The following is a 13,495-nucleotide window of genomic DNA, read 5'->3' on the forward strand; positions in this document are numbered from 1 at the left end:
GGCTTTCTTTCTGCTCATAACAAACAGGATGAAGCACTGGAATGATCACTCAATAGCCAAGAATGGATCAAGTGCTGAGTGTCACACTTTTTCTGTCAATAGGGGCTTGGTGAACACTTACGTTAATTTGTCTATATAAAATATAGCAAAACGCAAATCCAATTATCAAATTGCATTTGCATAATGCAACAAACGTAGCCATTGATAGTACAGTTAATCATCTCAATAATGTAAACCAAATATTAAGATATCGTTGTATTTGAATCACCTCATAACCTGTAACAAAAATAAGCAATTACTTGGATATAAAACCCAGTAGCTACAGCACTATTTCATACTTTTTTCGTCGCAATGTTTGTATACTCTGTGCCATCGAAACGACTTAGCATTAGAGCAATGAACTACTTAATTACTTTCTTCAAAGGAATCGCCATGGGCGCAGCAGATGTTGTTCCTGGCGTATCAGGCGGCACCATCGCGTTTATCACCGGCATTTACGATACGCTGCTTGAGAGCATTCGACGCATTAACCCATCACTTTTCTCTATTTGGCGAAAAAAAGGGGTTAAAGCCGCCTTTAATCACATCAACGGTTTCTTCCTTATCGCTCTGTTTGCCGGTATTTTCACCAGCATTGCTACGCTAGCAAAGTTGATCACTTGGCTTCTTGACACACACCCCATCCCACTTTGGTCATTTTTCTTTGGTCTGATTTTGGTATCGGTCTATCACATTATTCGTCAGGTTGAACAACGTGATCTTATCCGCTTTGTGACTCTACTTGTTGGTGTCGGGTTTGCTTACAGCATCACCGTGCTTAAACCTCTGCACATGGAACCAACGGCCATTAACACATTGTTCGCTGGTGCTATCGCGATTTGCGCGATGATCTTACCGGGCATCTCTGGCAGTTTTATCTTGTTATTGATTGGGATGTATGCGCCAGTATTAGCCGCCGTGAAAGGCTTCCAAGTCGATACATTGGCGCTGTTTTTGTCAGGTTGTGTGATTGGTTTGCTGTCCTTTTCGCATCTATTGTCGTGGTTACTACGCAAGTTCCGCGATTTCACTCTGATGTTTTTGACAGGCTTAATGATTGGTACGTTACCAAAGATTTGGCCTTGGAAAGAAACCATCACTTGGCGCACCAATTCAAAGGGTGAGCAAGTGCCCTTGCTACAGCACAACCTATCACCATTTGAATTTGAACACGTAACATCACAACCTTCTCAGTTAGTGCTTGCCGTTGTGATGATGCTTGCTGCCATTGCGCTGGTTTTGAGCCTCGAAAAATTTGCAGATTCAGACAAGTAACTGCGGTATCAAATCAATACGGAATCAACAAACAAGAACGGAGCCAATTGGCTTCGTTTTTGTTTGTTGGCTAAGAGAAAATCATCGCAATTGAAAATCTTTATGGGCTTGATTCAACAACCCCTACACCGCGCGGTTATTTTGATCTCTGGCATCGAGGCACAACGCACAATTTATCTAGGCCACGAGTTGGCGAATGACGCTTCTGTGCTACGATGCAGGTAATGTTAAGTGATAAATGCTGAACCTTAATGAAAGTGTTACAAATCGCCGCTGTTTCAGCCGCACTGGTTGCGGGATTTTATGCCCCAACTTTACTAAAAAGCTTTTCTTCATCCACTCCGATCAAACCGATAGATGAGTATTGCGTTCTCTCTACTGCCTCGTGCGTTCAAGAGAATGTTACGATGACGCTCAACGCAGATACTGCTCAACCCTTGGTCCCTACTACTCTGAATGTTGAGTGGCACACAAGCGATGCTGAGCAACTCGTCCTAAGCCTTTCAGGAAGAGAAATGGAGATGGGAGAACCCAAGTTTTTACTGAAGCAAGTCACTCCCGGTCAATATCAAGGTGACATCATTCTGCCGGTTTGCACTCAAGACGCCATGACCTGGGTTGGTGAACTCAGTGATGGAGAGAATACCGTTTACCCTGCTATAAAAATGCAAAGATAAGGAATCGTTATGAGCCGCAATTGGTCCCTATTTCTCGTAGTTGCTTTCGCCCTCGGGTTTGGCGTAAAAAGCTATTTAGATAATCAGAAAACGAAGCCAGAGCAAGTGGATAGTTCCACCTCTCAACAAACGGTATTGTTTGGGGAAAATAACCAAGCCGTCAATATCTTCGATGTGAATGACCCTCGCATTCGAGTCGTCTATTTTGGTTTTACTCGCTGCCCAGATGTTTGCCCAACTTCGCTTGCTATGCTGGCAGGAGCCCTGAATCAAATCGATGAAGCGCAAAAAGCACAACTGCGCCCAATGTTCATTTCTTTAGATCCAGAGCGTGATGAGGCCGATGCCTCGGCGAAATATGCCCATTACTTCCATCCAATGATTGAAGGCCTATCGGCACCGCTTGATGTAACCACACCTTTGGCACACAACTATGGTGTTATTTTCCGAAAAACCGAATTGGAAGGCTCGGAGCTCAAATACACGCTTGATCACAGCTCTTACTTTTACTTCTTGAAGCCGGATGGCACGTTAATCACCAAGGTACCGCATACACTCTCGCCGGCACCGATTGTTGAAGCCATTTCAAAACTGACGACTGAAGGCTCCTCAAATGACAGTTAAGTCAGTGCTGAAACAGTTTTTCAGTTTCCTAACTCAAACCAACCCCAATGTCGAACAAGACGTCGATACGATCATTGACGCCATTGGGGGGATAGAAAACCTGCTAGAAACTGGGGCATGCGCGACTCGGCTGCGTCTTACCCTTAGAACGACGTCCATCATAGATAAAAATGCACTCAAAAATCATGGCGCACATGGCATCGTGATATTGGATGAGCGTCATGTCCAAATCATATACGGCTTAAAAGCCAACACGTATTCGCAGATTATGGAAGAGCGCATCACAAAACAAAGTTAATATTTTTGCAGTATAGCTGCCCTCTTTAGAAAAGGGCGGCTATACTCTTTTGGCTTAATTAACTCACTTATTTATTAACCAACGAAGAGGACACAAGATGATTGTATTGAATAACACTAACTGGGCATCGCAAGGGTAACCCTAACAGAACCAACTCTGTGGCATAACCACAACTCCCCTTCTCTGCCCGGTCTTCACCGGGGTCAACTTTATCCGAATTAGACCCTAATGCGATTTGTATTAAGGCGCTTTTTTGCGTCTGGGATAATTCAACAATGAATCAAACACATACTTTTTGTGACACATTAATTTCAACTTCAAACCCACTAAAACGATTGGGTTGGAAACCATTTTTTCAGCAACAACTGACACTAGACGATTACGACGACACTATCTTTGCACGTGTGATTGCGCATCACCGAAGTGGTTACCTATTGGCGACAGAAACGGGGCAAGTCCACCTCAATGCCCACCACTCTCTACCCAATATGACCGTCGGAGACTGGGTTATCTTAAATGACGATCAGCAATTTGTTCGCTTACTGGATCGCTTGAGCCTCTTTAGCCGCAAAGCAGCAGGCAGCAAAGTGGCAGAGCAGCTCATCGCAGCCAATGTGGATACCGTTTTTATCGTCTGTTCCCTTAACGACGACTTCAATTTAAGTCGTATTGAACGCTATCTCGCCTTGGCTCATGAAGCCGAAGTCGAACCCGTCATCGTCCTTTCCAAAGCCGATTTGTGTGACGACGTCAATGAACTCAAAAGCCAAGTACAGAAGCTAGACCCTCTGCTAGTCATTGAGACGGTCAACGGCTTAGATGCAGAAAGTACTTCTAAGCTCATGAGTTGGTGTAATGAGGGGCAAACCGTCGCTTTTATCGGTTCTTCAGGCGTTGGCAAATCAACTCTTGTGAATGCATTACTCGGGCAGCAAGAACAGGCGACTGGGCATATTCGTGAAGACGATAGCAAAGGGCGACATACAACCACATCGCGCTCTATCCATCTATTACCTGATGGCGGCATCTTGATTGATACTCCGGGAATGCGCGAGCTTCAACTAGCAGACTGCGAAGTGGGCGTCAGTGAGGCATTTTCTGACATTGAGGTTCTCGCTCAGCGTTGTCGCTTTGGTGATTGCCAGCATCAAACTGAGCCGGGTTGCGCAGTTCAAGCTGCGATTGAAAATGGCAAACTGGAGGTTCGTCGTTTCAATAACTATCAAAAACTATTGCGAGAACAAGCCTTTAACGGCGCGACTTTGGCAGAACAACGAGCTCAAAGTCGACAGTTCGGGAAACTCACTCGAAATGCCATGAGTGATAAGCGCAGGCGCCAACAAAGTTATTGATTTGTTACGTTTGAGTTGTCAATAAAATCAAAGGAGACGAAAGTCTCCTTTTTAACAACTTTATTAAAAACCATTACTCATAACTAATGATAATTTTCAACATAAAAATCTTATTTAAATAACATTGAGCAAACATTTAATCCAAAAACAAACTAAAACTAGACACAAAATATTACCAAGCTAAGATATGTGATATTCAGCAAGAAAATGGCTGAATTTATAAAAACAGGATAATTCATAATCATGTGTCTTAGTGACCAGAAGCAATGCTCACCCCTTGCAATACAAGGGCATTATCGCCGTGTAATGATGGACTATTGCCCTGCTCGCTCTGGCATAAAATTGCAGGAATGATGTATGCAACACAACAGCCTCGTTGCCCGATTTGCTCGTGGTAACCTCGTCGTCCAGATCCTTGTGGGTATTGTCTTTGGTATTTTGCTCGCCACAATTTCCCCAAGCCATGCCGAAAGTGCAGGATTAATTGGTAGCCTTTTTGTTGGTGCTCTTAAAGCGATCGCGCCGATCCTTGTGTTTATTTTGGTTGCCGCTTCAATTGCGAACCAAAAGAAAAACCAGCACACGTACATGCGTCCAATCGTTGTACTGTACCTGATGGGTACGTTCTTCGCGGCGCTATCAGCAGTGGTTCTAAGCTTCCTTTTCCCGACCAATTTAACGCTTGTCACCGGCGCTGAAGGTGCAACGCCGCCTCAAGGTATTGCTGAAATTCTACGCACACTGTTGTTTAAACTGGTCGACAACCCAGTAAATGCACTAGTAGAAGCAAACTACATCGGCATTCTTGCTTGGGGTGTGGGTCTGGGTCTTGCGCTACACCACGCATCTGCAACAACGAAAGCCGTGTTTGAAGATCTCAGCCACAGCGTGTCTCACATTGTTCGCTTTATCATTCGTCTTGCACCATTTGGTATCTTTGGTCTGGTTGCTTCAACGTTCGCAACAACAGGCTTTAACGCACTAGCAAGCTACGCACACCTTCTGGCGGTTCTTCTTGGCGCAATGATGATCATCGCACTCGTTGTAAACCCGGCGATCGTGTTCGTTAAAACTAAGCAAAACCCTTACCCACTTGTATTCCGTTGCCTACGTGAAAGTGGTGTAACCGCGTTCTTCACTCGTTCAAGTGCGGCGAATATCCCAGTAAACATGGCACTATGTGAGAAGCTAAAACTGGACGAAGATACGTACTCAGTATCTATCCCACTAGGTGCGACCATTAACATGGCTGGTGCTGCAATCACTATCACAACGCTAACGCTTGCAGCTGTGCACACTATGGGTATCGAAGTTGATCTACTGACTGCGCTACTGCTCAGTATTGTGGCTGCGGTTTCTGCATGTGGCGCATCAGGTGTTGCAGGTGGCTCGCTACTACTTATCCCACTTGCGTGTGGTCTGTTTGGTATCTCAAACGACGTAGCAATGCAGGTTGTAGCGGTTGGCTTCATCATCGGCGTGATTCAAGACTCTGCTGAAACTGCACTAAACAGTTCAACAGACGTTGTCTTCACTGCAGCAGTTTGTAAATCAGAACAGCAAAAAGCTCAGTAAGACTGACAGAACAAATAGAAAGGGGAGCCGATGATGGCTCCCCTTTTTTGTTTAAGTACGGATGCTTTGCGCTCAATTACGCGGTGGCCAGAGCCACCTCTTCAATTGAGAAATGCTTACTTGGCTCAACAAATTCTTGCTGTGCCGCGATAGTTTGCAGCTCCCACTCCCCAGCATGGTAAGTGGCGCTTAATACCCCGTAGCACGCGTCATGGCAGTGTTGGAAAGCTTGCTTAGGAGACCACCCCTTCAATAATCCAGCGGTGAAGATAGCCGAAATAAGATCACCCACACCCACAGGCTGTTTGGCAAACTCAAACTGAGGACGCTTCGCTAAGTAAATGCCTTCTTGCGTTGCCAGTAACATGTTGAAGCAGCCATTCTCTAGGCAGTAAAGGTGCTTCACTAGCACTATTTTTGGACCTTTCGCTAGTGCACGTTGGCATGCCGTGATCGCATCGTCTAACGAGTGGATTTCCATCTCTGCAAATTGGCTTAGCTCGAACTGGTTAGGCACGATCACATCTGCCATTGGCATCAGACGGTTTAACAAGTTTTCTGCAATACCCGGCGCCACAATACAGCCTTTGTCTGGCGCGCCCATCACAGGGTCGCAAACATAAAGTGCCTTCGGATTCGCTTGCTTCACTTTCGTCACGGTATCTTCAACAGCAAGGCTCTGCTCTGCGCTGCCTTGGTAGCCTGTCAACACCGCTTGGCATTTTTCCAATGCACCGATGTTTCCAAGACCACGAACTAACTCGCTGATGTCTTCAGCCGCAAACGCTCGCCCAGTCCAGCCTTCTTGATACTGCGTGTGGTTAGAAAATTGAACGGTATGAATCGGCCATACTTCGAAGCCCATGCGTTGCATTGGGAAAACGGCACTGCTGTTACCAGCATGACCAAAAGAAACATGAGATTGTATAGAGAGGATACCTTGCATAGTACCTTACCTCTTATTGTTGTTATCGATAGTTCAAAGACAGCGGCAAGCGCCAGTTTTGCGAAACCAGTAGTGTATCCGACAAACCAAGATTCTCTAACTCAATTCTCGTTAACTTCTTCAGAGTAAGTTGGAGCGCTGGTTTTCAACACCATCTTCTTGATTTCCATTTTGTCTTTATTCAGTGCGATTTCTAGGGTATCTCCTTCCCTTATCCCGAGTTGAGTCAGGATTACGCTTGGAATGACTACGGCGGTATCGTCACCGATTTTAACAGGTTGACTTATCATCTTTCGTCCTCCAAATGTCGAAAATGAGTTTTCACATCATTGGATATTTATTCCCAAGAGCCTTGTTCTGACTTGGGCTTGGCATAAGCGCCTAAAAACAAAGAGCCTTCCACACCGCGTTTGGGAAGGCTCTTTCATTATTATTTTTTAATTTGCTAAAGGCTCATGCTTGGCAGCAATCAGACCGTAAGCACTCCAGCCTAGGAAAGTGACGATTGAGCCCCACATCATCGCTTCGTAGCCGGAACCATATAGCGCGTAGAAGCTGTATAGGGAACCAATCAGAGCGATAATGTTGGTGGTTTTCATCTCGCGCTCTGGCACGTGCGCCACTTGCTGCATGATGAAAATTGCGCCCATACATAGGATGTAAGGAATAACGTTCGTTACTACCGCTAGGTTAACCAGCGCTTCGAACTGCTCGTTCAGCGTTGGAGAAATAGTCATTAAAGACAGCACCGATTGGATAACCGTGATGGCCACCATACCTTTGATTGGCGTACCACGTTTGTCCACTTGAGAGAACAATTTAGGGAAGAAGCCCGCATCAGAAGATGATTTGAACACTGACGCGATAGTGAACTGCCAACCTAATAGAGAACCCGCACAAGCCAATACCGCCATACCAGCAACCGCTTTACCTGCTGCTGAGCCAAGCATCACAGACCATACGGTTGAGAATGGTGCGGTAGAAGCGGCAAGCTCAGAGTTTGCAACGATACCAGAACAGATGTTTGTCGATACAATGTAAACCACCGCAGCAATCAACGTACCGCCCAATACTGCGATTGGTACGTTCTTCTCTGGGTTTTCTACCGCTTCTGAGTTCGCACATGCCGATTCAAGACCAAGAAACGCCCATAGTGTCATGGCAATAGAAGCACTCACAGCTTCACCAAATGGTAGGTGGTTTGGGTTCCAAGCTTCTATGTACATGGTTGGGTTAAACCAGAACCAACCAACAATACCTAGCGAACATACCGGTAGGATCACACCCCATACCGTGAAGGTACCGATTTGACCTGTGATTTTCGCACCACCGAAGTTAGCGAAAGTACAAATCCAAAGAATGGCGATGGTGTACAAACAGGTTTCGACCGGAGATAGGGTCACTTCAAAAAATGCGGAGCCGTAACCCACACAGGTAATCGCTATCGCAATATTCGCAATAAGAAGCGACAAACCGTAAGTCCAGCCCGCCATAAACGCACCCGATTTACCGAATGCGTAAGACGCGTAACCGTTCATACCGCCGTCACGTTTACTAAAGCGACCACATTTTGCAAACACGTAAGCCAACGCCAAAGAGCCCGCTGCCGTGATCAGCCAAGATAACACAGAAATGGTGCCCACTTGCGCCAGTTTACTTGGCAGCATAATGATACCGGATCCAGCCATATTGATGAACGTCAGAATGGTTAACTGCACCACCGACATTTTTTTAGTTTCAGTACTCATAAATTATTCTCCACGAATAAGCGGTTCGCACCGACGCCGGAGCGTGGTGCGAACGGGTAGATTAATCTTTTAGGACATAGCAATGTGCGGTAGTGCGACCGTCGACATCTTCAAGGTACACACCTTGAATTTCTGGCGCGAAGCCCGGGAATCGGTTGATGCCTTCTTCTAGAGATAAGAAGTAATCCACCACCTGTTGAGTCCAGATTTCACCAGTGATCACACAGATAATGCCTGGAGGGTAAGGTAGTGCACCTTCGGCGGCTACGCGGCCGACGGCCTCTTTAAGTGGTAGGTAATCACATTCACCGCGGAAGTATTTACGTGTTGCCACGTCTGGTTTGTGAACCATTTGTGGGAAGTATTCACTGCGGAACATCGCTTTTTGTAGCTGTTTCACGTTCAGCTCTTTGTACATGTCATGCATTTCCTGACATAGCTGACGGATGGTGTAACCACGGTAGCGCTCTTTGTTCGCTTCGTAGACGCCTGGTAGCACGATACTGAGAGGTGCATCATCACGAATGAATTTTTCGAATCGATTGATTTGCGCGACAAGGTGACGGATCTTACCCATATCTTCCGCTGGAGTGAGTAGGAACAAGATGGAGTTCAAGTCACACTTCTCAGGGATGATGCCGTTTTCGCGAAGGAAGTTCGCCAATAGCGTTGCCGGAATACCGAAATCTGCGTAGCTGCCGTCTTCGGCAATGCCTGCCGTGGTTAGCAACAATTTACATGGGTCAACAAAGTATTGACCTTCACCATAACCTTCAAACTTGTGCCAGTTTGCATCTGGCTCAAACATGAAGAACTTCTTGTTGGTCGCGATCACATCAGTGTCATAACTGCCCCAAGGTTGACCTTCAATTTCATTTGGAATGAACGGACGAATTAACTCACAACTTTTGAGAATTTCTTTACGCGCTTCGATACCTGTCTTAACTGCGTCGCTCCATAAACGTAAGCCTGCTTCACCATCGTGGATCTTCGCGTTCACATCCAATGCAGCAAACAACGCATAGAAAGGAGATGTCGATGCGTGCATCATAAACGCGTTGTTAAAGCGTTTGTGATTGCAGTAACGAGCTTGGCCTTTGATATGGCGGTCTTTTTTGTGGATTTGCGACGTTTGAGAGAAACCAGCTTGTTGTTTGTGAACAGACTGAGTCACGATCACACCCGCATCTTCTGGTTTCAGATCCAGTAGCAGTGGCGAACAGTCTTTCATCATAGGGATGAACTGTTCATAGCCTACCCATGCAGAGTCAAACAAGATGTAGTCACAAAGGTGGCCAATCTTATCCATGACGTAACGAGCGTTATAAATTGTACCGTCGTAAGTACCCAACTGGATGATGGCCAGGCGGAACGGACGTTCATCTCGTGCACGCTCTGGAGATACTTTCGCGATTTGAGCACGAATGTACTCTTCATCGAAACAGTGCTCATCCATACCACCAATGAAGCCCCAAGGGTTACGCGCCGTTTCTAGATAAACTGGCATACCACCCGCTTGGATTAACGCGCCGTGGTGATTCGACTTGTGGTTATTGCGGTCGAACAATACCAAATCGCCTTCAGTTACTAGCGCGTTACACACCACTTTATTTGAAGCAGAAGTACCGTTAAGTACGAAGTAAGTTTTGTCAGCGTTAAATACTTTTGCAGCATGTGCTTGCGCTTGGTGTGCAGAACCTTCGTGGATCAGTAAGTCACCTAAGTCCACGTCCGCGTTACACAAGTCGCTACGGAATAGGTTTTCGCCAAAGAAATCGTAGAATTGTTTACCAGCAGGGTGTTTTTTGAAGAACTGACCACCTTGGTGCCCTGGACAGTCAAACGCCGAGTTACCCATCTCAACGTAGTGCGTTAATTGCTTGAAGAAAGGAGGGAGCAGACGACACTCATATTTAGTCACAGCTTCATTAATTTGACGGCAGTAGTAATCGATAGATTGTCTTTCTAAATCAATAACACCCGTTAACCAAACGTAATCTTCTGCCGAAACTGGAGTTTCATCGGTCACTAAGAAAACAGGAATTCCGTACCCTGTTTCCGAAATCATTCTGTGCAGACCCGCTTTAATGTCTGCTGACGTAATAATAGCCGCACCAACGTCGGTTAATTCAACTTGTTCTAAAGGCAGTAAGTGACGATTAAATTGTTCATCTAAAGATTCAGCTAATAAGCTAAAGTCTTCAGGCATGTAATTACTAACACCTATAATTAAACGTTTCATTTGAAATATCTCTTTTTGTTCTTTAAAAATGACAAGGACAGATATTACAAACGAAATATTTATTTAAAATTCAAATTACAAATTTCGTGATTAAATTTTCATATTTAAAAGACTTATTTTATCGAATTAAAATTTAGAGACTTTCATCACTTTCCAGCTTCTATCTCAATGATATTGAAACGCACCTAAAAGGAAAGAACCTTCAATAATTATGTGACAACGCCCATTATTAAAAAGAAGGTTATTATAAGAAAATAAAGTTTTGAGATTTCCATCACTATATAATAAGTTAAATTATATTATTGCAGTTTAAAACACTCCACTTTTAACCAAATTTAAACACATAATAAAAGAGCCATCAACACATGTATTGATGGCTCTTTACTTTGGATATAAAGAAAAAACAACTTAATTGAATAAATGACTATCTAGCTTGACTCCACCATTCGACCATTGCTGATAACGCTTTACAGACATGCCTGACGAGTACATGGTATGTTTACAATCCATACACTCAACAAAATACAACCCACTCATTCCTGCCATAACGTGCAGCCTTCGGCTATCGCAGCGCTTGCAGGACAGGCGCTTTACTTTGGTGTTGACGTCAATACGCCGAGCAAAGTTTAACGTTTCGTGAGAGCATAAAGCGTCAACAGCACTATCTTTAAAAGGATGCTCACTAAGTAAATAATTAATGGCGTAATCGTACACCGGGGGGATTGAAGATTTTCCACTTTCAATATTACTTATCTTAGCAACGGAAACGCCTAATAAAGAAGCGAACTCAGCCTTACTGTACTCTAAGATAAATCTTGAAGAGATGAATTTATCTGCACTAATGATTCTCAACATACACAAATCTCTAATAGAAATAAAAACAGAGCAAACTAATTCGCTCCATTTCTGCTGAAACATGTAATGAAAAAGTTACTTCCTAGTGTAATTCTGCATATTATCTATGCTATTTTATTTTGTACGTCATCTTGCGCCTAATTAATTATAAAATCAATAATCCATGCCTAAATATAAAAACACAATTTAAGATTTATAATACAAATTTTAATTTACATTATTAGATAAAGTAATGAATACTATTCACCTATTACTCTGGGCATCAAGTATTGCTCTTCAATCATTATTACTATCAATTGAAGAGACTTGATTTGAGCCCAACAGGAGAAGTAGATAAAGAGGGAAATCCCTCTATTTGAAGATAAACATATCCCATCTTAGCGAAGCACTAAAAATGTGTTGAAAAATCGAATAAATAGTATGCAGTCCAGTAAATGAATCGCTTAGATAAGTTTACAGTCTGTAATTGTGATCGACAGAGATACTGAGACAGAAAGGCAAAAGAAAAGCCTCAATTATGAGGCTTATGGATAAGATAAATTATGGTTGAAGGAAATTCTGCGTGAAATCGAGCGCCTCTTTAGAGAGCTTTTTTTCGGTAGACGATGTGGTTGTCTGCCCTTCCGTCGTTGCTGTGGTCATGTTTGGCTGGAAGTTCGGCGCCGATGCTTCATCCCATGCGTTAGCATCGTCTTTATTTTCGTCACTCAGCACCGCGTTAAGTTCCTCCTCTGCAGGAAAATACGCTTCGCGTTTGTACACCTTGTTCAGCGCCCGAATAATGGAATGCTTTCTTACCATCCCTGACGCCAGCTTTCTTTGCAACGGTTTCGCTATAGATTGCAATCCAACGACGACGTCAACACCAATATTAGTCGCCACTTCGTCACGCAACGTACGCGCTGGCTGATACCCCATATTGGCAGCAAGAAACAGCCAAACATAAGCAATCGCATTGCCTGTTTTACCTTTGTCCTTCCACGCTTCGCCAGCATGATACATCGCCTCGGCGCTGCCACCTTCTGCGGCCCTTTCAAGCCAATAGCAGCCTTTGACCATGCTTTTTTCTGTACCAACACCATTTAGGTAACATAAGCCAACTTGGATCTTTCCGTCCGCACTGTCTTTTTCAGCCGCTTTCATAAACCAATAAAGTGCATCTGCACTGCGTCCTGCACTATTGTCTGGTGAAAGTTGCCACTCACCCATGTAAAGCATGGCATCAATGCAGCCTTCCTCGGCTGCGGTTTCAATCAGTTGGTTACCTTTGGGAATATTTTTTTCCGTTCCGCGACCAAAAACCAACGCTTTGCCTGTCGCAAATTTTGCTTCGGTATCCCCTTCCATTCCGGCAATGGCGGTACGCCAAAAGTTTGCCTGCTCTTTTAAAATCACATCTTCACGCATGCGCTCACTCAAGCGAACAATACCGTACATTCCCGTCACATTGTCCAACTTAGCGGCTTTATCATACCAATACAGCGCTTGACGAATGTTGTCCTTCTCAGCTTCTTTCGCTAGAAATAAAATGGTGGGGATATGCCCGGTTTCTGCTTTGAACTCACGCTCTTTACGCTCTTGCTCTCGCGCTTTTTGCATCGCCTTTCGATAAGCGGCTTCGCGAGCTTTCCTCTCTGCCTCGAGTCTCTGTTTCCGCATCGACAACGAGATCATCCACACAAATATCAGGACGAGTGAAAGGCCAGTTGCCGCAATGGCAATGCCCATACTACTCATAAATAGCCTCTTTTGGTTTCAGGGCCCAATTCATCTCCCTCTCAGGGAAATCTTAAGATTACGCGCCGACATAACGCCGACTACCTTCATTATATAACGACCACTTAGCGAAAATCTGAAGCTTGCC

At 44.6% G+C, this 13,495-nt stretch carries 12 protein-coding genes; 6 read left to right on the forward strand and 6 right to left on the reverse strand.

Annotation, left to right across the window (positions count from 1 at the left end; translation table 11 throughout):
• Positions 1 to 396 precede the first annotated feature (396 nt).
• From NL643_RS06815 to sstT, 6 genes are all read left to right on the forward strand, one after another.
• A complete protein-coding gene (locus NL643_RS06815; protein WP_041853110.1) occupies positions 397 to 1,314 on the forward strand; it encodes a DUF368 domain-containing protein in 918 nt (305 codons plus the stop codon).
• 251 nt (positions 1,315 to 1,565) lie between these two features.
• Positions 1,566 to 1,991, forward strand: a complete 426-nt coding sequence (locus NL643_RS06820) for a hypothetical protein (RefSeq protein WP_253644132.1) — start codon at positions 1,566 to 1,568, stop codon at positions 1,989 to 1,991.
• Positions 1,992 to 2,000: 9 nt separating this feature from the next.
• Positions 2,001 to 2,615: an SCO family protein gene (locus tag NL643_RS06825; protein ID WP_006740812.1), complete on the forward strand. Its 615-nt coding sequence runs from the start codon at positions 2,001 to 2,003 to the stop codon at positions 2,613 to 2,615.
• The gene (locus tag NL643_RS06830) at positions 2,605 to 2,913 is read left to right on the forward strand and encodes a PTS transporter subunit EIIB (protein WP_074190342.1); all 309 of its coding nucleotides are present in this window, start codon (positions 2,605 to 2,607) and stop codon (positions 2,911 to 2,913) included. The genes NL643_RS06825 and NL643_RS06830 overlap by 11 nt, the downstream gene beginning before the upstream one ends.
• A gap of 275 nt (positions 2,914 to 3,188) precedes the next feature.
• Positions 3,189 to 4,265 carry a ribosome small subunit-dependent GTPase A gene (rsgA, locus tag NL643_RS06835; RefSeq protein ID WP_253644133.1) on the forward strand — a complete coding sequence of 359 codons (1,077 nt, stop codon included), beginning with the start codon at positions 3,189 to 3,191 and terminating at the stop codon, positions 4,263 to 4,265.
• Positions 4,266 to 4,622: 357 nt separating this feature from the next.
• A complete protein-coding gene (gene sstT / locus NL643_RS06840) occupies positions 4,623 to 5,840 on the forward strand; it encodes a serine/threonine transporter SstT (protein WP_253644134.1) in 1,218 nt (405 codons plus the stop codon).
• Positions 5,841 to 5,916: 76 nt separating this feature from the next.
• Here sstT and pdxY read toward each other — a convergent pair whose 3' ends face one another.
• From pdxY to NL643_RS06870, 6 genes are all read right to left on the reverse strand, one after another.
• A complete protein-coding gene (gene pdxY / locus NL643_RS06845; RefSeq protein ID WP_253644135.1) occupies positions 5,917 to 6,786 on the reverse strand; it encodes a pyridoxal kinase PdxY in 870 nt (289 codons plus the stop codon).
• 101 nt (positions 6,787 to 6,887) lie between these two features.
• On the reverse strand, positions 6,888 to 7,076 hold the full coding sequence (locus NL643_RS06850; protein ID WP_005396772.1) for an AbrB/MazE/SpoVT family DNA-binding domain-containing protein: 189 nt from the start codon (positions 7,074 to 7,076) through the stop codon (positions 6,888 to 6,890).
• A gap of 147 nt (positions 7,077 to 7,223) precedes the next feature.
• On the reverse strand, positions 7,224 to 8,534 hold the full coding sequence (gene potE, locus NL643_RS06855) for a putrescine-ornithine antiporter (RefSeq protein WP_253644136.1): 1,311 nt from the start codon (positions 8,532 to 8,534) through the stop codon (positions 7,224 to 7,226).
• A 61-nt stretch (positions 8,535 to 8,595) separates the two neighbouring features.
• Complete coding sequence (gene speF, locus NL643_RS06860; protein ID WP_031780582.1) at positions 8,596 to 10,776, reverse strand: ornithine decarboxylase SpeF; 2,181 nt, start codon at positions 10,774 to 10,776, stop codon at positions 8,596 to 8,598.
• Positions 10,777 to 11,184: 408 nt separating this feature from the next.
• Positions 11,185 to 11,631 carry a helix-turn-helix transcriptional regulator gene (locus tag NL643_RS06865; RefSeq protein ID WP_031780583.1) on the reverse strand — a complete coding sequence of 149 codons (447 nt, stop codon included), beginning with the start codon at positions 11,629 to 11,631 and terminating at the stop codon, positions 11,185 to 11,187.
• Positions 11,632 to 12,171: 540 nt separating this feature from the next.
• A complete protein-coding gene (locus NL643_RS06870; RefSeq protein WP_253644137.1) occupies positions 12,172 to 13,368 on the reverse strand; it encodes a tetratricopeptide repeat protein in 1,197 nt (398 codons plus the stop codon).
• Between the last annotated feature and the right edge of the window lie 127 nt (positions 13,369 to 13,495).

The organism is Vibrio sp. Y42_MX_L11 (assembly GCF_024181785.1).
GTDB classification, from domain to species: Bacteria; Pseudomonadota; Gammaproteobacteria; order Enterobacterales; family Vibrionaceae; genus Vibrio; species Vibrio diabolicus.

Excerpts from the sequence above, each read along its gene's own strand:
- NL643_RS06815 (WP_041853110.1), top strand. The coding sequence starts at position 397 with ATGAACTACTTAATTACTTTCTTCAAAGGAATCGCCATGGGCGCAGCA.
- NL643_RS06820 (WP_253644132.1), top strand. The coding sequence starts at position 1,566 with ATGAAAGTGTTACAAATCGCCGCTGTTTCAGCCGCACTGGTTGCGGGA.
- NL643_RS06825 (WP_006740812.1), top strand. The coding sequence starts at position 2,001 with ATGAGCCGCAATTGGTCCCTATTTCTCGTAGTTGCTTTCGCCCTCGGG.
- NL643_RS06830 (WP_074190342.1), top strand. The coding sequence starts at position 2,605 with ATGACAGTTAAGTCAGTGCTGAAACAGTTTTTCAGTTTCCTAACTCAA.
- rsgA (WP_253644133.1), top strand. The coding sequence starts at position 3,189 with ATGAATCAAACACATACTTTTTGTGACACATTAATTTCAACTTCAAAC.
- sstT (WP_253644134.1), top strand. The coding sequence starts at position 4,623 with ATGCAACACAACAGCCTCGTTGCCCGATTTGCTCGTGGTAACCTCGTC.
- pdxY (WP_253644135.1), bottom strand. The coding sequence starts at position 6,786 with ATGCAAGGTATCCTCTCTATACAATCTCATGTTTCTTTTGGTCATGCT.
- NL643_RS06850 (WP_005396772.1), bottom strand. The coding sequence starts at position 7,076 with ATGATAAGTCAACCTGTTAAAATCGGTGACGATACCGCCGTAGTCATT.
- potE (WP_253644136.1), bottom strand. The coding sequence starts at position 8,534 with ATGAGTACTGAAACTAAAAAAATGTCGGTGGTGCAGTTAACCATTCTG.
- speF (WP_031780582.1), bottom strand. The coding sequence starts at position 10,776 with ATGAAACGTTTAATTATAGGTGTTAGTAATTACATGCCTGAAGACTTT.
- NL643_RS06865 (WP_031780583.1), bottom strand. The coding sequence starts at position 11,631 with ATGTTGAGAATCATTAGTGCAGATAAATTCATCTCTTCAAGATTTATC.
- NL643_RS06870 (WP_253644137.1), bottom strand. The coding sequence starts at position 13,368 with ATGAGTAGTATGGGCATTGCCATTGCGGCAACTGGCCTTTCACTCGTC.